Genomic DNA, 16,787 nt, shown 5'->3' on the forward strand with positions numbered 1-16,787 from the left:
TATTTATTATTGTTTTGGTATTTATCGATTTGACGATTTCATGCCCGCCAATTGGACCTTGATCATTTCGGATAGATCAACCGGATCGTGTTTCTTTTTTTCTGGCTGTTCCTCGAAATGCAGAAAGTCGTGCATCGTGAACGGCTTTGACTTCTCGCCTCTGTTGATGTTGGCGAGCAACGTGCACAGCATGGCGTTGTTGTAGTCGTGACGGGCTGGCCCGATTGGTTCGTGTTGGGCGTAGTAATACCAATCGTCGTATTCCGCCGATGATATTTCTTCCAATAAATTAGCCCTTGATCGAAAACCAAGGGCTAATGTCAATCGAAATTGAAACTTTTCATCGGCGCTTAATCTTTTTTTTCGTCGTCGTCCTCAACTTCGCGTTGCGCTTCGTCGAACTGGTCATCATCGGCAATGCCAATCAATACCATTGCCCGACCTGCAATTTCGTCGAGAATATCGCCGCGCATGTCGTCTAGTAGTTGATCAATTTCATCGTGTCGATATTGAAGCTCGCCGGATTCATCAACTAGCGTCATCTGCACAGCCATTGCGGAGAAATACTGCGTGCCCTCAAGATGCTTGCCTGACTTCGCGTTCTGGGCTTTCTCAAGTTCGTTCAACAACTTGATTCGCTTCATCGCTGAAATGTCTTTCAAATACACATCATCACCTAATGTATCGATGTGCTTCTTTTCCATGCGAAACGATTTCTTCGCGCTATTGCGTGAATATGCCATTGATTATTATCCTTTTATTAGCCCGCGCTAGCGTTGCCCCATGTCAAACCACCCGTGATTTCGAGCGTAGTGGAGGCTGTTACTTTGTCGTCAGCACTGGCACTAATCGAAAACTCAGTAACAAGGGCGCTAAATTCGATCGTGGTTTGATCAACGTCTGTCAAAGTGATACGGAAATCTCGCTTTTCAGCGTCGCCGTATGCATCACGAACCGCCTGTTGACTGGTGTCCCCCGGAACAAAGTTCAAATCGACAGAGACTTGTCCCGAATCGCGAAGACCGCCGATCTTTTCGGCGAACTGCGAATCTAGCGATGTGGCGTCGATAACGTTGGTCGAACCGTTTGGGCCGTCGAATCCTGTTACTTCTGCGACTTTCGAATACGTGCCCGTACCTGACGCGTCGGAAATCTCTAGGATGATTCCCTGTGTGCGAATTGCTTGTGTCATTTATGCACCTTTATTTTTATTCTTATTGGTGTTGTTGTCTTATTATTTAGTGTTTTTAGGTCTTACCCATAAGAGATAATCCGATTGAACACCGAATCTTTTTGTATCTTGTTCGTACGTGTAACTTGATCCATCAAAACGGATTCCATAATCAACACTCGCATTCATGGCATCGCGAACAAGATCGGCCACGTCTTGAGCTTCTTTCATCGAAAAGGCCCATGAATCGACCTGCATTCGCACTGAATCGAGATTACCGCTATCACCATCTAGGCTGATTGTTGGATTCTCGGAAATGCACTGATAGACGATCGCGGGGAACTGATCATCTTGATTCAAAACAATCGGGCGAATCGCTTTAACCGCATATGACAATTCGGCGTCATTGCTTAATATCGAATATGTAGCTTCGAACGCATTCATACTTTGATCTTTCCTTGCTTCACGCGAAGGCGAATGCGTTTCGACAAAACATCATTGAAGCGTTGTAGTGTCTTTGGCCCTTCACTGTCGTAGGCTGGGCGAATGAAAGGCTGGGCGGGTTGTTTTGATGTGCCGAACTCAACGAACGGCCCATAAACTGCGGGCGGGATTCTATTTGGATCGCCTTTCCTTCCACGTTTTCGATTGCGAATCCCAACGGTGTACTCAGAGTCGTATTCGGAATACTTGGTCGTCTTTCTCGTTACGATGTCTTCTCGCAACCGCCCTGACTCAACAGGCGCGTTTTCTCTGGCCTTATCTCGAATTGGATTCGCCGCCTTACGAGTCGCATAGTTCAAATCTTTTTCTTTTACGTCTTTCGCAAGTTGCTTCAGATTCTTTTGCAAATTTTTGATTCCGAGCACTTGACTAGCCATTAGTGATTTCCTCGGCTTGAATCGTCATCATTGATGGAATGTTCGGAACTTCAATTGATTCGATTTTGTAGTAACGATTTGATGCGCTGTGATAAATGCGTTCGTCATATGACAAATCGCGATAACGCATTACGATGATCACTGATCGTTTGCCGAATTGCTGTTCACCCTGAACACCAATTGAACCCTTTGCGGGCTTGATGGATGCATAGACCGTGATTCGATCTTGCCAATCGACAATTGGTTGACCGTATGAATCGGTCGATTCGGATTTGGTCTGGATCGTGACCTTGTGTCGTAGCTCACCCGGACGCATTGGTTAAACTCCCAATACGCGATGACGGTTTAGGATTGCTCGAACACCGAATGGAATTTCGGCAACAGATACGCCAGTTATGACCTGTGAGCGGTTTTCATAGAAGCTGGCTAGTAGCAGTCGCATCGCCTGCACAACATCGACAGGCGCTTTCATAGGCCCGACTTCATATTGAATTTCGATACCGTTTGGTGCGGCGAGATAGCGAGGCCATTGTTTGCCGGGATTGAGTCTCAACCGACCTTTGCGGCTGACTGAATAAACGTCTTCGGGTACGTCTTGTGTTTCACCGTCTTCATCGGTGTATGCGAATGAATCAACCGTGTTGATTTCACCACCGGGCAACAAAACACCGTCGATAAAACAATCAAAGGTCGTGACCCATGTCTGTTGAGCAAAAGCACGATCGCAATATGCTTCGCAATACTTTCGTGCGGCTGATATCAAGGTGCTGATTAATGCTTCATCGTCAACAGCGATATCGGCATCAAGACGTAACCATTTCTTGGCATCATCAACCGCGATTGGCTCGTCGTGCGGCTCTTGCTTTACGAAAGTTTCTTGCATCGTGTTTCATGGAATTGGAATCTAATGTATTTATTGATTTGCGAATTCCGGACGCAAAAAAGCCCGATCAAATCAATGACCGGGCTTTAACTCTCTTAGAGTTTGTCGTTAACGATTAGGTGCCTGAGTACACTAGATCGCCGTAGACGATGCCGTTAGGTAGAGGCACGGTGAAGGCTGCACGAACCGTGGCACGAACCATGATCAAGCCGCTCGCGGCATTGGTGCCGTGCTGTTCGAAAGCCTCGACCTGAGCCTGTTGGCGCATCATGAGCATCATGGTTTGACTGTCCGCAACCATGAATTTGCCCTGAGCCATGGCGTTGCTCTGCACAACGGGCATGCCCCATAGAGTCGGCACGTTGCCTAGACCAGTCTGAACGTATGTGATCGAGCTACCGGCAACGTAGCTCTTAGTGCTCGTCTTGCTTAGCTCAAGATCGGCGAAATCAACCGGATTCATCACGATGAAGGTCGGATCGTAGTCGGCAGACTGCACAACCGCCTTGGCCTTCCGAATGTTGTCGATGGACGTATCGCCCGACGCTGGCGTGAAGTCGGTATGGCGACCAGTGACAGAGACACCGCTTAGGTTCTGACCTGTGCCATCACCGATGATGATCTGTTTCTGTAGGCGTGAGCGCACACCGTTCAACAGCCGGGAGTTAACGAATGTCTGCATTGCAGGCACGTCGTCTAGGCTGTTCCGGCTGATGGTCACGAAATGCGAAACGTCGCGAACAGGATCGTTCACGGTTTCGACTTCGATATCGGACTCTGGGCTAGCCGAACCTTCCGCAACTTCGGCCGCGTTGTTGGTGTAAACCTTCTCGCGGCTGTACTCGACGTTGTTCCCGCTGGTCGCGCCAGTCGGAACCACGTTCAATAGTGTTAGCGACGCTAGCGGATTGCCGATGATGCCGCGATTGTCAGTGACGACGATGCCGTTTTCGCTACCGGCAGAAACCGAACCATTGAGAATGGTGTTCTTGACTTCTACGGTCGCGTTCTGACGCTGTTTGCTGGCAAACGCTTGGAAATCCTCGGATTTGGTGAATTCTTCACCCCAAGATTTAGAAGCCTGCTCGCCAGACTTGTAGCCATCGGCCGCGCCCTGCTCAAGCTCTTTAATCCGGGCCTCGGCTTCGCTCTTATACTGCTCGAAATCTTCGGCCATCGCCTTGACATCGGCGGCAGTCTTTTCGCTGGCCTTACCCGCTTCTTTAACTTCGGCTTCGTATTTCTTGAAGCCTTCACCTAGTTTTTCGTCTAGTGCCTTAACGGCTGTATCCAAATCGGACATTGTTGGTTCACCTTTATTATTCTTATTATTGGTGTGATTGGTTGTTAGTCTTATTATTTAGACTTTCAAATTTTTGATCGCCTCATACAACTGACTCTCAATACTTGCTTTGGTTGATGAACCAACGTCTCGTTGATCTTCTTCGACTGAATGAACATCTCGTTCATGCATCGCGCCCTTGATGCAAGTAATCAGGGCTTTAGATTTGGTTTGTGACAAATCGAATTCGTCACGAAAAAACTTTTCAAGCGCGCGGATGTCTTCGATTTCCGCAAGCGCTTCGTTGAACTCTTTGACGCTCGAAATTTGTGCGTTTAGATCGGCTGGGGTGTTTACAACCGACACTTCAATAAGATCGATTTCCTTGAGAAAGGTGATTCCATTCTGTGGTTCTGAATCAACCACGCGATAACCAATCGATAGGCCAGTCACAGCGCCATGTTTAAGGGACGCGTATACGTCTTCGGCCAGACTGTGACCGGGCGTTAGTTCGCCCTTGACATACAAACCATGTTGATCTTCATGCAAATCAAGCCATTTTCCGATGATGATTGCATTCGAATGGTTCTTATACATTTGAACCGGGCGCTTTCGATTTACTAGCGTCTTGGCATACGCGCCTTGCACAATCGAATCGCCGTATGAATCAACATCACCAAACACCGATGCGTAGCCTTCGAATTGGTATGAATTCGGATCGGTCGCCTTGATCTGGGCGTCTTGGATTTCGAGTGTCTTAGTCTTCATTTATTATTTTTATTTTCTGAATCTAAGTTATTTATTGTTTTTGATTATTCAGCCTTCGCCTGCTGATCCCCTTTTTCAATGATGCGAATTGGTTTCAAGCTCGCGTTCGCTAGTAATTCGTCGCCCATGCCTTCAACACGCGGTAGATTCTCTAGGTGTCGCACTTCGTTTGGTGTCATGGCACCGCTTTGGATTGCGATTTGATGATTCGCCCAACGTTCGGCGGGAAGCGGGCGCAACAGTGTCAATGGCCAACAGAACTGACCCACTTTTGGCCAACAAAAATGACCCACCCGTGAAGGTCAGCTGAGCGTTTTCTGCTTCAGCCGATAGCTCTCGCCTCCGAGCATGTAGAGATGCGAGTGATGGATGATCCGGTCGATGATCGGCACCGCCACATTGTCGTCGTGGAAGAACTCGCCCCATTGGGTGAAGTCCTTGTTGGTGGTCACGATCAGCGAGCGGTACTCGTAGAACCGGTTGATCAGCTGAAACAGCGCATAGCGCGCCGCCCTGCTCATGGGCAGATAGCCGAGCTCGTCGATCACCAGGGCATCGACCTTGGCCAGTTGCGTCAGCTTTTTCTTCAGTTCGCCTTTCATCTCGGCCAGCTCCAGTTCCTCGACCAGATCCAACGCGTTCTTGAAGCGCACCTTGTAGCCCGCCTCGACCGCGTGCTGGCCGATGCCGATGGCCAGGTGCGTCTTGCCCACGCCCGGCGGGCCGATGAACACCAGATTCTCGCGGTTATCGAGGAAGGCGAAGTCGAGCAAGGCCTTGACCTGGCGCTTGGTGATCGTGGTCTGATGGCGGTAATCGAACGCCTCCAGCCGTTTATCGGCCGGGAACCGCGCCTGGCGTCGGTTAAGCTCGATGCGCCGGGCCTCGCGGCTTGCACGCTCGTGCTCGGCCAGCATGTCGGCGAACATAAGGTACGAGACCTCGTTGGCCTCGGCCTGGCGGAGCAAGTCGGTCAGATCGTCGGCGATGGCGCCCAGACGCAGGCTGCGGTAACGCCCGGTGGTGAGCTCAAGCGTTCCCATGGGTCACCTCCGGCTGGCCGCTGGGGTGGCCCAGTCGGGCGTAGGCGGTCAGATCCAGGGGCGCGGCGTGAACGGCGGCCGGCGCGTTCGCCCCGGGATCTCGGCCGCGTTGTTCGGCGCAACGCGCGGCGTCCAGGCGTTGCTTGAGCCGGCCGGCGGTCAAGCCGTCGCGTTCGACCCACGTCTCGAGTTGACTGAGATCCAGATCGGGCGCGGCCTCGAGCAGGCGCGCCGCGCCGGCCAGTTGATCCCGGGTGTGCCGCGGCATGGTCGCCCGCAGGCGGTCACACAGGCGTTGACCCAGGTCGGCGCCGAGGCGCGCGCGGATCCGGGCCTCGAGATCGGCGGTCTGCGCGGCGTGATCGCGGTAATGATCGGTGTTGCGCTGGACGCGGCCCTTGCCGTGGCACACGGCATGGGTGGCCACGACGTCGCCGCTGTCGAGATCGACGATCTGCAGGTCGGCGCCGGCTTCGGTCACGCCGACCCGCCCGCGTTGGTAGGCCATGGGCACCGAGTACTTGTTGGCGCACCACGAGATCAGGCCCGTCTTGTCGACCTGGCGGTGGGCCGGCCCTGCAGCATCGCGCCCGACGCAAGCCGGCGTCAGATAGGGGCGCAAGTGCGCCTGCTCCTCGGCTTCGAACCGGGCCCGGGGCGGCTGGCCCGTGGTGCCATGAAGGCGCACGTTGGCGACGGTATCGAGCCACTGTTGCAGATGGCCGCGCAGGTCGGCTTCGTCGGCGAAGGTATCGCCATACAGGGCATCCTGCTTGACGTACTTCACTCCGGCCTCGACCTTGCCCTTGCTTTCCGGGTCATAGCCCCGACAGGCCTCGATGCGAAAACCCGCCGTCGTGGCATAGGCGTGAAACGCCGGGTTCACGTCGAGTTCCCGGAACTGCTCGTGGAGTACGACCAGCTTGGTCTGGTCGTACACGCATTCTGCCGGGCAACCGCCGAAATAACGGAACGCTTCGTCGTGCAAGGCGATGAAGTCGGCCGTGTCCAGCGGCTGGAAGCGCACGCCGACGTAAGCCAGGCGGGAGTAGGACAGCACGAACACGACGAAGTACACAGGCCGCGGCTGGCCGCCGATCATCACCTGGCGCAGCTCGCCGGGATCGACCTGGCACTGCACGCCGGGCACCGTGTCCAGCACCGGCGCGTAGTAGCGCGTCTGCACGGTGTTGAGGGTCGTCTTCATCTGCCCGACATAGCGCCGCAGACTGCGATCGGAGACGTCCAGCTCGCCCACCTTGTCTCGTAGCTTGCGGGCGATCTTGACGCTGCTCAGCCGCGGATAGGTCCGCAACAGCCAGGCGATGTAGGGCCGGTGCGCATCGAGCTTCTTGTGACGGCCTCGGTCCGACTGTGCCGCCTCGATCGTGGCCTCGTCGGCGCGGAGATATTTGCGCACGGTGTTGCGCGACACGCCCAGCTCCTGGCCGATGGCCCGGATCGACAGCCCTTGCCCGCCGTCGTATAGCGCCTTGATTTTATGAATCATAACCCAGTCCTTGATCAGTCCGCTCCGGCGTCTCGTTTGCCCGAACGGTAGGTGGACGGTGGCATCGCTGCCACCCCGAAGGGTGGGTCAAAAGCGTTGGCCAGCACTGGGTCAGTTTAGATGGCCATTAACAAACAGATCATCAAGGTTGAAGTGTGCGAAGATTCGACTTCGCTCCGTGGGCGTCATGAAGTTAATTCGCAAGCTTTCTTCGAGCTTGATCAACAATGGACGCAACGAAAGCTTGTAATAGCTGTTGATGATTTCAGATGTTGACGATCCGAGCGTTGTTGTGTCGTCCATGCTGTGAAGCAAGATAGGCGGCACGTTGAAAATTCGTGCGACTTCGACGACTGAATACTTTCGATTGGCGAGCAATTCCTGATCGGCTGGCGTCAGTGAAAGCGGTTCAAATTTCAAACCGACAGGCAACACGGGCAAAAAGTCTTCATCACCTTGTGCTAACGCGCCGTATTCACGTCGAATGCCGTCTTTCTGCTCCTTTGATAGATCGCCGTCCGCCATTGCAGCGGTATCCACGCTAAAGACGCCTGTACGCTTTCCGGCGTTGCCGATGACCTTGCCCGTGCGTTTGTTCGCGGCCGAAGCGATGCCTAATGTCTGGCGTGCATAGCCCATGGGCGACAAGCCTTCGATGCCGTTGCCGAATAGCTTGACGTGCCAAATATCTTTGGCTCGGTAGGTCTTGATGCCCTGTGAATCGGTGAAGTGATAGACAACATCACCGTTCGGCCTTAGCTCGACTTCCATCTGATCGGCTGCTAATGGCAACAGGCCAATCAATCCACCTGATGCATTACGTTGAATGAGGCAATACGCATTGCCCCACGAAACGAGATTGACAATTAATGTTTCGAGAAACGAAACTTTATCTTGATAGCGGTTGATCTTTCCGTTCGCAAGCAGCTTCGCAATGTCGGTTGATGTGTCTTCAACACGTTTGCCGTTTTCATTCTTGTAGAATTTGAGCGGCAACGATGCGATATTTTCGGATTGAATCCGGACAGCCTGCCAAACGGCACTAACAGCCATTGCATTATCGAACGTGACAGGCGGCAAGTCGGCGCTGCTTACATAGGGTGCGATCGGCTGATATCCGGTATTTCGGGACATGCCCGAATTGCCGAGCCGGAATAGATTAGTGAAAAACGAGCCTATAGACATTCGAAACTTTATTAGTATTGTTTCGAATATTTATTAATTTGTAATTGTCTACATCGTTATTGGGTCATTGATCCACGAATCTAGATTGACCTTCGCCTTCTTTTTCTTATTCGAATCCTCGCCTTCACGATGAAATGCCATGGCGAGTGCTTGAAGCGGATCAATTTTCACTGTGCTCGATTTCTTTCGAAATAAACGTTCCTTGCCCTTGCTCATCGCAGTAACGCCGAACGCGGCCGATGTCAGTACAGGGTTATTGCCGTGCCTGACCTTGCGATCGATCAACGCACGCTCTAGGCGCTCGATACATGGCGTCATCCCCTTATATCCCTGATACACACGCACCAATGGCATCTGAAAACCTTGTCGGTCCATCGCCTGTTGAAAATCGTAAATGCGATGTGGATCGAACCCGACCATTTCGAATGTTAGATTTCCGTATTTCTCGGCGATTTCCTGAACAACGAAATCGTAATCAATGGATGCACCCGGAACAGCCGACAAATACCCCTGATCAACCCACGTTGCAAAGGGAATTTGTGACTCTTTCGACTTCTCAACAATGCCGTCTTCTGCAATCCATGCGTGTGTATGCACGTTCCATTTCCCGTTCTTGAACTGTGCGAGCATAAACGCCGTCAAATCATCGACTTTTGATAGGTCAAGACCGGCATAAATCGGCAAATTCGGATCAAGAGCAATTGGTTTGTTGCCGTTTTCTTTCCAAACGTCTCGCGAGACGAACGATGATGTTCGATCTACGCGTTGATTCAGGTTCAAATTTCGAAACGCGTTCGCACCATTGGGCATTTCAACGGCCGATCTCGCCAATTTTTCAATGGAAGATATCGACGAAAACAGGCCCATTGCAGGATTCGCTTTCCTCCATTGGGCTTTGTCCATCAACTCGCAATCTTTGTCGGCGCTATAGACATGCGACACGGTGTGCGGGTCTTTGTTTATGTCTTGGTTGTCCAAGAGAATCGAAAACAGGTCGCCATCCTCAGCCGCTTGTGTGCTGATCGCGATGAATAACGCTTCATCCCCATAGGCACCCTGTGACGTGGTTAGCGCGTCATAAAAATCATCTTGCGGGCCTTTGACCTGTCCAATCTCATCGATGATGACCACGAGCGGCGATAGTCCCATGGCATTGGAAGCCTGTTTCGCAATCGCCTGAAATTCGACGTTCATCGCGATGCCAATCAATTTCTTTTGCGATGGAATGATTCGGATTTCACGCGAGAGCACGCGCGATTGATGAATGATCTTCGTGCAATATTTGAAGATGATGCCCGCTTGCTCGCGAGATTGAGCACCAACGATGATCGTTGCGTTTTGTTTCGCGAGAGGACCGCACAGATAGGCCAACACGATGCAGGCAATTAGCCCGGTCTTTCCGGACTTTCTGGCGATGGACAGATATGCGGTGTTCGTTCCCTCGGGATTATCGAAAACATCCAGAATGAAACGCTTCTGAAAATCAGCGAGTTTGATCGGTTGTCCGACTAGCTTTCCCTCCGGAACCTTGCAATATTTCTCGATGAACGCGATGACCTTTTCACCGCGTGTGCGAGGCTTGCGAGGGCGTGCCATTAATCAGACTCGGGACGGGCTAGCAAATCGTCGCCGTCGTCGAATGCCTCGCGATGCTGGCGATGGGCTGCTGTACGGTTGCCTGTGTCCTCGGCTCGTCCTAGCAGTGCCGTGGCGTGTACGTGTAGAGCACGCGATAGCGCCGCAACCTGCTTGATCTTGCGATCTAGGATTGCTTCGGCTGGGTGGGGTTTTAGCTGGCCTGATGGGGCTTCGTATACGTAGCCCTCGACATCCAAGATATGTTGGAGCGCGTCACAATCCGCCTTCGCCTTCGCGAGCGTGACCGCGTTTTCTACGTCGCTCGCATACCACGTATCGTATGCACGCGAATCAATAATATTGTCGAAGTAGATTCGATCCTGTTCGCGAAGTTCTAGATGTTCTGGAACAGTTGGGCGTTTGCTAGCGAGGGCGTCATGTATCCCTTGGCTAGTGTCTGATTTGGATTGTGGCTTCTCGAATTGCATCTGAAACGGTCTGTATGTTTCAGATATTTAGCGTTTTGGGGCTTGTGAACGGCCGCTAAGCCCTTGTGCGTTCGTTGGAATTGGTTAGTTTTTGATCAAAGCACAAAAAATTGACAGGGGTGGTGATCCTAGGGGATTGATTATAATAGGATTTTCTATATACCCCCTACCCTAAAACGCGTGCAACCGTCTGTTTCAATTGCCTTTTTCACCCTCACGCATTCACACACGCGCATAAAAAAGGCCCGATCATGTCGAGCCTTTCAAATTCCTTTTCGTCTAGTAACTCACGACACTGCACGAGCCTGTGCATTTGCTTTCTTTTCCTCTCCATACACTCGTGTCTTCTCGATCTGTACATTCACACCACAAGACTGCTTCCCTTTGCCTGTGATGCTGGCGACTGAGCATGTAACGTCATTGCCATTCATGATGTATTCGTGCAGTTCTGCGGCAACCTCTCGACTCAAGAAACCGATTTGTTTTTGAAACACCGTCTTGTTTCGGAACAATCCACCCTTGACGACTTCAACCCATACACTCACTGCATTGCTATCGTATGGATTATTATGTTCTGGTTTGATAATGAGCGCATCGCCTTTTGTCAATTGGCCCTTGATGATTTCTTGTCGTGACTCACCATCATCGTTGTTATGTGATACGCCCACGAGTTTTGTTTTAATGTTGCCATTGGTGATTGTCCTCTGATTGATCAATGCAATGTTGGGTGTTGTGCCTGTCCATATATCTGTTCGAGTTCAATGGCCTTGAGTGTGCGAATGTGCATGGCTACTAACTGGTATACGGTGTTGGTGATCCACATTGTGTTGATGGTCAATGCCTCACCGTCTATCGTCTCCAACACGTCAGCAACCATCTGTACCAATATCTGAATGTCTATTACTGGATAGCGCTCCATGATGTACGGTATGGCATCGTGTGTTTCGATGTGAACGATCTGCTTATTCGTGTCGTCGAATGCGTAATACTGTTCGCGCGCATTGCTGTAAAACATGTTATCGAATACCGCATTGATGTTGCCATGATCGATCATGTTGATTAATTCGTCGGGCTCTGTCATCCCGAACAGACTATTGACTGTGTTGTTGATGTTCGTTGCGATGGTGCTGACTACCTGTTCTACTGACATTGGTTTTCCCATTGGATCAAGGTGCAATTGATCCTACATGGGAATGGGATCGATGCAACTGATTTGATTGTTTTCTTATTCTGGATTTGAAATCTGAAATTAATGAACGTTGGTAATCGTTGGTGTCACTGCGTTTTCGGTGCGTCATGCCGCCGTTGATGTTTGACTGCCTGTGATTGATTCACTATTCGTTGCGCCATTAAAAAAGCCCGCGAAGATGCGGGCTGTTTCAATCCTTCATTTGTTTCTATTTGTCGTCTTCTTTCTGATCGTGTTCGATCATTTCCTTATCACGATGCCTGAAACGTTCCTCGATTGCCTGTTGGACTTTCTTATCAAGTTCAAATTCATTTTTGTTCTTGTGTTCGTCCTGCTCGATCATTTTGTTTTGATATTGTTCTTGTTTCATTTTTGCACTCTAATCAAATGGCATTCCGTTAACATCGCAACCGATTCGTTTGCCTAGATATTCTTCTCGTTGCTTCGTCGAGTCATGATGAAGTTTGCACAGGGATTGCAGATTATTAGGATCGAAGAACAACTTACGATCGCCTCTGTGCGGCTTGATGTGATCAACCGTGTTAGCGCTCGTGACAATCTCTAACTCTAGGCAATACTCACACAGCGGTTGCTTGTTGAGGTGTCGTGCTCTGAGTTTTTGCCACCGTGACGATTTATATAGTTTCTGTTTCTCGGCGCGATTCATTATATCGATCTATAGACCACATCCAACGATCCGTGCCACTCCGACTGCACACCAGACTTGACCGCGATGTATTGGGCTAGATATTTCTTCTCGTCTAACTCGTGGTCGTGCGGAATATCTGCGATGTAGTTGCCCGAGCCTTGATCAACAAACGTCATGGGAAATGGGCTGGGTTGTGGATCGACTGCAATATTGTTTTTGTCGATGATGGTTAATCTAACCGTTGCGCCCTCGATCGGATCACCATTCTGATCCTTGAGGATGCCGAACGTTGCCTCTTGATCGGTGTTGATATACAGAGTCGCCATGGCTTACTGATCGGTGAACATGCCGTCAGCGGCTGGGTCGATCTTAAAATCGGAGGTGGTCGATTTGACCATGCCGCCTGATGTGTCCAAATCGATAACCGCAATCAGTAGATCATCGGTTGCTAGACTCGAACCAGCCTGACGAACAAGAACACCATATTTCGCTTGGATCGAAACGGAATTGCCGAAATCGATCGTATCCATCGTTACAGTTACAACGCCACCACTGGCCGTTATGGATGGGTTTGTGATGGTTGCAGGCGAGTAGTCAGCATCCGTGATTTCGTTGCCTGATACGTCCGAATACGCGGTCTGGGTTAGATCGACGGGATAGGTATCATCAAGCAATATGCACTTAATCGTATCGTTCTGGAAGTCAAGCGACGTATCAAAAAACGAGAGATGCCCTTTGTTATAGAGTTGGAATGGTCCGGCTGACATTATTTCGGCTCTTGTTATTGTTATTGAGTCTCGAAATATTTAGTCGATTCGAACTTTTACCCCGCCATTGATTTTCGCTTTGATATCGATCGATGAACGCATTTTCAATTCGACTGAAACGCCATCAATCGACATCTTAGGTTTGATGTCGAAATGGTCGACCGTCATGTATTCGATGCTCGTGATGACGATCGATGCCGCGTGGTAGTTGATGACGTAGGGTTTCGATTTCGATTCGGCGCGGAACCCGGCTCGCGCCTGTCCATCTGCCGCCGTGACCGTGTGAGCCTGTGAGACTGCGTATGCACGATGACCGCTTGCGATGGTTGGCGGTGTTGCCTCGATGGTCTGGGCCTGTGAATCCGCAAGAGATCGAGCCCCTACCCTCATGGATGCGGCATAGTTCGTCATCGTGCTATGTGACGACAACGCGGTGATATCAACCGGGATATGCGAGCCCACCGTTAGCGATGCCGAATATTCGGTGATCGTGGTTGACGTGCTCTGTGCCTGTGAGCGTTGGCCGATGCGGCTTGTGCTGTCTTGTCCGTTGACCGTCTTAGCGGTTGACGTGGCCTGTGGATGCTGGCCGATCTGTTGGCCTGCAACGCTAGCGGTCCGCGTGAGCGCTGTTGTCTGGGCGTGTGATCGTTGGCCGGCGTGTATCAGTCCGTCGGGCGTGCCTCGCGATAGCCCGATCGTCTGGGCCTTTGATCGTTGGCCGATCGTTGATGATGCAGTCGTGGATGACAGCGATAGCGATGCCGACTGTGCTGTGACAATAATGGGCGTTGTTGTCGGTGTCGTATCCCCATATGACAGGACCAACGGCCCGTCTATGAGCGTTGGTGCGTTCCCGGTCCTGTTGATGGTCGGCTGACCATCACTTCCGGTGTTCGTCTCGGGTATCGATTGTCCCGTCAACCGAACGACAGGGCTAAACCCCAGATCAACCGATGTGGACCCCGTGAACAACGCCTGTGCATCGGCATCGGTCAACGTCTCGTCGACGATGAGATTAACCTCGGCGAACGCCCCGGCTTGCGGTGCGGGCGCGAGGAAATGCGCATAACAGGCGCTGCTCGTATATAAATAATCTGCTGTGTTGAGCGCTCCCCCTTCTGGACCGACCCATATTTTTGGGCCGTTATCGATCGACAACCGAACCGCACAGAAAATCCAGGTGTCAACCGGAACACTAATAAACTTCGTTGCATTACTGCCCGAATTGAACCAGATACTCTGGTAATCCGAATAAAAATTGATGCCACCGCCTAAACCCGAATCGTACGAGAGAGCTAAGCCGCGCTGAAAGTCGATCGACTCCGGTCGTATCCATCCGAAAAACGCCCAATCCCTCGACGAGTCTAAGGGGAGATCATATGTCGGGTTGAGTAATGCTAGATCGTACGAATTAGCGTCGTATCGTGTGCCATACGAGGCCATGCGTTAGACCTCCACCGACGCATCGACGCTCGCGGTGATTTTGTAGTCCATGGGCGCATAGAAGACGCGGACATATGGCGCGTTAATGTCGAGCGTCACCGTATAGAGTCCGGCTTCTGACACATTCACGATTTGGCCGTGGAACTTGTCCTGTCCCCATGTCTGACCGTCGAGCGACTCGTTAAACATGACGCGAACCTGCGTTGTGTTGTTTCCACGCGGACCAGCGCTGACATTGAGCCCGATGCACACGTTATCGCCTGTTAGCGCTGCACTTTTCTCACTCGCGGCACCGGCCTTGACCTCTGCCGACGCCACTAGATTCTGCGATGCGTTGTAGGTCATCGATTGCTCCCCCAGATTGCAAACGCCACATCGCTCTCGGTGACTGCCATGCCCTCGCCCATGATCAACTCAACTCGTGAGCCCTGACGAGTTAGGATTACGCTCGCTTGCTCATGAGTCGCTAGACCATCCGTAACTAGACCGTCGATCATGTCAATAATGGTGGTGTCCATGTCGATATGTGATGCGGCAGATGCGATGTCTAGTAGCGGCTGATATTTCATTCGCATTGCGTCCGTTGCAGACGACAAATTGCCGACAATTGGCACGATCGCAAGTAGAAAATCGTCGCGCTGAATCGACGTGCGATTGATCGTCGCATTTGTCGGATCATTCAATAACGCTGCGAGTTGTGGCGTATTTTCGGTCGCTAGCGCGGTTTGATAGCCGATGCCGGCCGGATCACTATCAATCTCGCTCTGTAATTGCCCTTGCTGTGATTGTGTTAATGCCATTCCGATATTTTTCTATTGATTCACCCCATATTTAGCGATTTCAGGCAACGAGCGATAAATAGCTACTCCAACCCAAGGTAGCCCTAAACATGGATGACCGAACCGCCTATATCTATTGGTCGCTCGATGCGCCCTGCATCTTCCACAACAATACTTTTTACGCATACGGCTTAGTTCGAAACCATGGCACGTATGATCTGGACAACGTGCAAATTAAATTACATCGCGTGCCGAATGAGCCGATGCACAAACGCATTTACACCTATGTCGAAAAGACCATGACGGTGATTAAGGATGATGCTAATTCGGTCTATCTGATGGACTATCCCATTGATGAGGACGAAAAGAACACGCATCTGTGGGAATCAGTCGGCGCGTTGAAATATGCACTTAGGGAAAGCATAACGCCGATGCGTGCGATGTCGGACCACAATGTTAAAAAATGGGTCTTCGGTCGAAAAAACGCACACATATCGAATCTGGTTTCTGCGTTCGAGTGTAAGACCGGAATTGATCTGCACGACACATTCAACATCAAACGCACAAAAACTCTCAGACCGCAAATCCAGAATATTGTTAATTGTTATTGGCTATATTCCTATGTCAATCACAATCAGAAAGAAATCGGGCGGAAAGTGATTTTGTAACTCCAAGGCAAACATTCCAAGCAACAAAAAAGCCCGATCATTTTTGACCGGGCTTTATTTCTGTGAAAGGAAAACGGGCGATGAAACCGTTAAGAACTTTCAATTCCGTTGTGAATGGAAGTCATTTTACTGACATCAATATTTAGCCGGAGTTAAAATCGGAAGAATTCACCGCTGTTGCGGAATGCCTATCAAAAGAAACGCGCTATATGCGCCTGTGCTGGACGATATTAACGACCGTGTACATTCTATCGAATGATGACCGAAAACATTTGGTACAACCGTGTTGGATGGATTTTAGACCCATCTATCCCAAGCGTAGCAACAATTCTTTTGAAGTCGTTCAAACATCATTCAAAAGTTTCAAGAGATTGTTTAAGATGTTCAACAAAGTCATCAAATGTTGTGACGCGCTTTAGCGCGGAACATGCTTGAGGCCGTAGGCCGAGAGCATTAATTAACATTCAAGAATGCCCTTGCGGGCATGTCCGATCGGAAGC

25 protein-coding genes are annotated in these 16,787 nt (G+C 50.8%); 1 reads left to right on the top strand and 24 read right to left on the bottom strand.

The features are described from left to right. Positions 1-21: 21 nt before the first annotated feature. The 24 genes from SALB1_RS17125 to SALB1_RS17225 form a co-directional block, all read right to left on the bottom strand. On the bottom strand, positions 22-285 hold the full coding sequence (locus tag SALB1_RS17125; protein ID WP_158590801.1) for a DUF4035 domain-containing protein: 264 nt from the start codon (positions 283-285) through the stop codon (positions 22-24). 65 nt (positions 286-350) lie between these two features. Then, positions 351-743: a hypothetical protein gene (locus SALB1_RS17130; protein ID WP_145961362.1), complete on the bottom strand. Its 393-nt coding sequence runs from the start codon at positions 741-743 to the stop codon at positions 351-353. Positions 744-760: 17 nt separating this feature from the next. Beyond that, positions 761-1,192, bottom strand: coding sequence for a phage tail tube protein (locus tag SALB1_RS17135; RefSeq protein ID WP_109994948.1), 432 nt, complete (start codon positions 1,190-1,192; stop codon positions 761-763). Positions 1,193-1,234: 42 nt separating this feature from the next. Beyond that, entirely contained in the window at positions 1,235-1,615 is a 381-nt protein-coding gene (locus tag SALB1_RS17140; protein WP_109994949.1) for a DUF3168 domain-containing protein, read from the bottom strand. Continuing rightward, positions 1,612-2,052 (bottom strand): HK97-gp10 family putative phage morphogenesis protein, encoded by a 441-nt coding sequence (locus SALB1_RS17145; RefSeq protein WP_109994950.1) that lies wholly within the window; start codon positions 2,050-2,052, stop codon positions 1,612-1,614. Before SALB1_RS17145 ends, SALB1_RS17140 begins: the two co-directional genes overlap by 4 nt. Then, complete coding sequence (locus SALB1_RS17150) at positions 2,045-2,368, bottom strand: phage head closure protein (RefSeq protein ID WP_109994951.1); 324 nt, start codon at positions 2,366-2,368, stop codon at positions 2,045-2,047. Before SALB1_RS17150 ends, SALB1_RS17145 begins: the two co-directional genes overlap by 8 nt. Positions 2,369-2,371: 3 nt before the next feature. Further along, complete coding sequence (locus tag SALB1_RS17155; RefSeq protein WP_109994952.1) at positions 2,372-2,935, bottom strand: head-tail connector protein; 564 nt, start codon at positions 2,933-2,935, stop codon at positions 2,372-2,374. 115 nt (positions 2,936-3,050) lie between these two features. Further along, positions 3,051-4,238: a phage major capsid protein gene (locus SALB1_RS17160; RefSeq protein ID WP_109994953.1), complete on the bottom strand. Its 1,188-nt coding sequence runs from the start codon at positions 4,236-4,238 to the stop codon at positions 3,051-3,053. A 57-nt stretch (positions 4,239-4,295) separates the two neighbouring features. Beyond that, positions 4,296-4,985 (bottom strand): HK97 family phage prohead protease, encoded by a 690-nt coding sequence (locus SALB1_RS17165; RefSeq protein WP_109994954.1) that lies wholly within the window; start codon positions 4,983-4,985, stop codon positions 4,296-4,298. Positions 4,986-5,029: 44 nt separating this feature from the next. Continuing rightward, positions 5,030-5,233 (bottom strand): phage portal protein, encoded by a 204-nt coding sequence (locus SALB1_RS19275; protein ID WP_145961363.1) that lies wholly within the window; start codon positions 5,231-5,233, stop codon positions 5,030-5,032. A gap of 54 nt (positions 5,234-5,287) precedes the next feature. Continuing rightward, a complete protein-coding gene (gene istB / locus SALB1_RS17170; RefSeq protein ID WP_109992457.1) occupies positions 5,288-6,028 on the bottom strand; it encodes an IS21-like element helper ATPase IstB in 741 nt (246 codons plus the stop codon). After that, complete coding sequence (gene istA, locus SALB1_RS17175) at positions 6,015-7,538, bottom strand: IS21 family transposase (RefSeq protein WP_109992456.1); 1,524 nt, start codon at positions 7,536-7,538, stop codon at positions 6,015-6,017. The genes istB and istA overlap by 14 nt, the downstream gene beginning before the upstream one ends. Before the next feature lie 111 nt (positions 7,539-7,649). After that, a complete protein-coding gene (locus tag SALB1_RS17180; protein WP_158590802.1) occupies positions 7,650-8,672 on the bottom strand; it encodes a phage portal protein in 1,023 nt (340 codons plus the stop codon). Between the two features lie 99 nt (positions 8,673-8,771). Further along, complete coding sequence (locus SALB1_RS17185; protein WP_109994956.1) at positions 8,772-10,319, bottom strand: terminase large subunit; 1,548 nt, start codon at positions 10,317-10,319, stop codon at positions 8,772-8,774. After that, a complete protein-coding gene (locus tag SALB1_RS17190) occupies positions 10,319-10,789 on the bottom strand; it encodes a TerS protein (RefSeq protein WP_109994957.1) in 471 nt (156 codons plus the stop codon). The genes SALB1_RS17185 and SALB1_RS17190 overlap by 1 nt, the downstream gene beginning before the upstream one ends. A 287-nt stretch (positions 10,790-11,076) precedes the next feature. Then, positions 11,077-11,505 carry an HIRAN domain-containing protein gene (locus SALB1_RS17195; RefSeq protein ID WP_158590803.1) on the bottom strand — a complete coding sequence of 143 codons (429 nt, stop codon included), beginning with the start codon at positions 11,503-11,505 and terminating at the stop codon, positions 11,077-11,079. Further along, the gene (locus SALB1_RS17200) at positions 11,502-11,939 is read right to left on the bottom strand and encodes a hypothetical protein (protein WP_109994959.1); all 438 of its coding nucleotides are present in this window, start codon (positions 11,937-11,939) and stop codon (positions 11,502-11,504) included. Before SALB1_RS17200 ends, SALB1_RS17195 begins: the two co-directional genes overlap by 4 nt. Positions 11,940-12,186: 247 nt before the next feature. Continuing rightward, positions 12,187-12,348 (bottom strand): hypothetical protein, encoded by a 162-nt coding sequence (locus SALB1_RS19080; RefSeq protein ID WP_158590804.1) that lies wholly within the window; start codon positions 12,346-12,348, stop codon positions 12,187-12,189. A 9-nt stretch (positions 12,349-12,357) separates the two neighbouring features. Next, positions 12,358-12,645: an HNH endonuclease gene (locus tag SALB1_RS17205; protein WP_109994960.1), complete on the bottom strand. Its 288-nt coding sequence runs from the start codon at positions 12,643-12,645 to the stop codon at positions 12,358-12,360. Beyond that, positions 12,645-12,953, bottom strand: coding sequence for a hypothetical protein (locus tag SALB1_RS17210; RefSeq protein ID WP_109994961.1), 309 nt, complete (start codon positions 12,951-12,953; stop codon positions 12,645-12,647). The genes SALB1_RS17205 and SALB1_RS17210 overlap by 1 nt, the downstream gene beginning before the upstream one ends. 3 nt (positions 12,954-12,956) lie before the next feature. Further along, positions 12,957-13,394 (bottom strand): hypothetical protein, encoded by a 438-nt coding sequence (locus tag SALB1_RS18870; RefSeq protein WP_145961364.1) that lies wholly within the window; start codon positions 13,392-13,394, stop codon positions 12,957-12,959. Between the two features lie 39 nt (positions 13,395-13,433). Then, positions 13,434-14,840: a hypothetical protein gene (locus SALB1_RS18875; RefSeq protein ID WP_145961365.1), complete on the bottom strand. Its 1,407-nt coding sequence runs from the start codon at positions 14,838-14,840 to the stop codon at positions 13,434-13,436. A gap of 3 nt (positions 14,841-14,843) precedes the next feature. Next, positions 14,844-15,185 (bottom strand): hypothetical protein, encoded by a 342-nt coding sequence (locus SALB1_RS17220; RefSeq protein WP_109994963.1) that lies wholly within the window; start codon positions 15,183-15,185, stop codon positions 14,844-14,846. Continuing rightward, complete coding sequence (locus SALB1_RS17225) at positions 15,182-15,640, bottom strand: hypothetical protein (RefSeq protein WP_109994964.1); 459 nt, start codon at positions 15,638-15,640, stop codon at positions 15,182-15,184. Before SALB1_RS17225 ends, SALB1_RS17220 begins: the two co-directional genes overlap by 4 nt. Before the next feature lie 89 nt (positions 15,641-15,729). Here SALB1_RS17225 and SALB1_RS17230 point away from each other — a divergent pair, with 89 nt between their 5' ends. Then, positions 15,730-16,287 carry a hypothetical protein gene (locus SALB1_RS17230; protein ID WP_109994965.1) on the top strand — a complete coding sequence of 186 codons (558 nt, stop codon included), beginning with the start codon at positions 15,730-15,732 and terminating at the stop codon, positions 16,285-16,287. Positions 16,288-16,787 lie beyond the last annotated feature (500 nt).

It is taken from the genome of Salinisphaera sp. LB1 (assembly GCF_003177035.1).
Lineage (GTDB): Bacteria > Pseudomonadota > Gammaproteobacteria > Nevskiales > Salinisphaeraceae > Salinisphaera.

Bases quoted from the DNA above. Each gene is read 5' to 3' on its own strand.
- SALB1_RS17200 (WP_109994959.1), bottom strand. From the start codon at position 11,939: ATGTCAGTAGAACAGGTAGTCAGCACCATCGCAACGAACATCAACAAC.
- istA (WP_109992456.1), bottom strand. From the start codon at position 7,538: ATGATTCATAAAATCAAGGCGCTATACGACGGCGGGCAAGGGCTGTCG.
- SALB1_RS18875 (WP_145961365.1), bottom strand. From the start codon at position 14,840: ATGGCCTCGTATGGCACACGATACGACGCTAATTCGTACGATCTAGCA.
- istB (WP_109992457.1), bottom strand. From the start codon at position 6,028: ATGGGAACGCTTGAGCTCACCACCGGGCGTTACCGCAGCCTGCGTCTG.
- SALB1_RS17205 (WP_109994960.1), bottom strand. From the start codon at position 12,645: ATGAATCGCGCCGAGAAACAGAAACTATATAAATCGTCACGGTGGCAA.
- SALB1_RS19080 (WP_158590804.1), bottom strand. From the start codon at position 12,348: ATGAAACAAGAACAATATCAAAACAAAATGATCGAGCAGGACGAACAC.
- SALB1_RS17210 (WP_109994961.1), bottom strand. From the start codon at position 12,953: ATGGCGACTCTGTATATCAACACCGATCAAGAGGCAACGTTCGGCATC.
- SALB1_RS18870 (WP_145961364.1), bottom strand. From the start codon at position 13,394: ATGTCAGCCGGACCATTCCAACTCTATAACAAAGGGCATCTCTCGTTT.
- SALB1_RS17185 (WP_109994956.1), bottom strand. From the start codon at position 10,319: ATGGCACGCCCTCGCAAGCCTCGCACACGCGGTGAAAAGGTCATCGCG.
- SALB1_RS17130 (WP_145961362.1), bottom strand. From the start codon at position 743: ATGGCATATTCACGCAATAGCGCGAAGAAATCGTTTCGCATGGAAAAG.
- SALB1_RS17190 (WP_109994957.1), bottom strand. From the start codon at position 10,789: ATGCAATTCGAGAAGCCACAATCCAAATCAGACACTAGCCAAGGGATA.
- SALB1_RS17140 (WP_109994949.1), bottom strand. From the start codon at position 1,615: ATGAATGCGTTCGAAGCTACATATTCGATATTAAGCAATGACGCCGAA.
- SALB1_RS17225 (WP_109994964.1), bottom strand. From the start codon at position 15,640: ATGGCATTAACACAATCACAGCAAGGGCAATTACAGAGCGAGATTGAT.
- SALB1_RS17145 (WP_109994950.1), bottom strand. From the start codon at position 2,052: ATGGCTAGTCAAGTGCTCGGAATCAAAAATTTGCAAAAGAATCTGAAG.
- SALB1_RS17160 (WP_109994953.1), bottom strand. From the start codon at position 4,238: ATGTCCGATTTGGATACAGCCGTTAAGGCACTAGACGAAAAACTAGGT.
- SALB1_RS17150 (WP_109994951.1), bottom strand. From the start codon at position 2,368: ATGCGTCCGGGTGAGCTACGACACAAGGTCACGATCCAGACCAAATCC.
- SALB1_RS17165 (WP_109994954.1), bottom strand. From the start codon at position 4,985: ATGAAGACTAAGACACTCGAAATCCAAGACGCCCAGATCAAGGCGACC.
- SALB1_RS17155 (WP_109994952.1), bottom strand. From the start codon at position 2,935: ATGCAAGAAACTTTCGTAAAGCAAGAGCCGCACGACGAGCCAATCGCG.
- SALB1_RS17135 (WP_109994948.1), bottom strand. From the start codon at position 1,192: ATGACACAAGCAATTCGCACACAGGGAATCATCCTAGAGATTTCCGAC.
- SALB1_RS17220 (WP_109994963.1), bottom strand. From the start codon at position 15,185: ATGACCTACAACGCATCGCAGAATCTAGTGGCGTCGGCAGAGGTCAAG.
- SALB1_RS17230 (WP_109994965.1), top strand. From the start codon at position 15,730: ATGGATGACCGAACCGCCTATATCTATTGGTCGCTCGATGCGCCCTGC.
- SALB1_RS17180 (WP_158590802.1), bottom strand. From the start codon at position 8,672: ATGTCCCGAAATACCGGATATCAGCCGATCGCACCCTATGTAAGCAGC.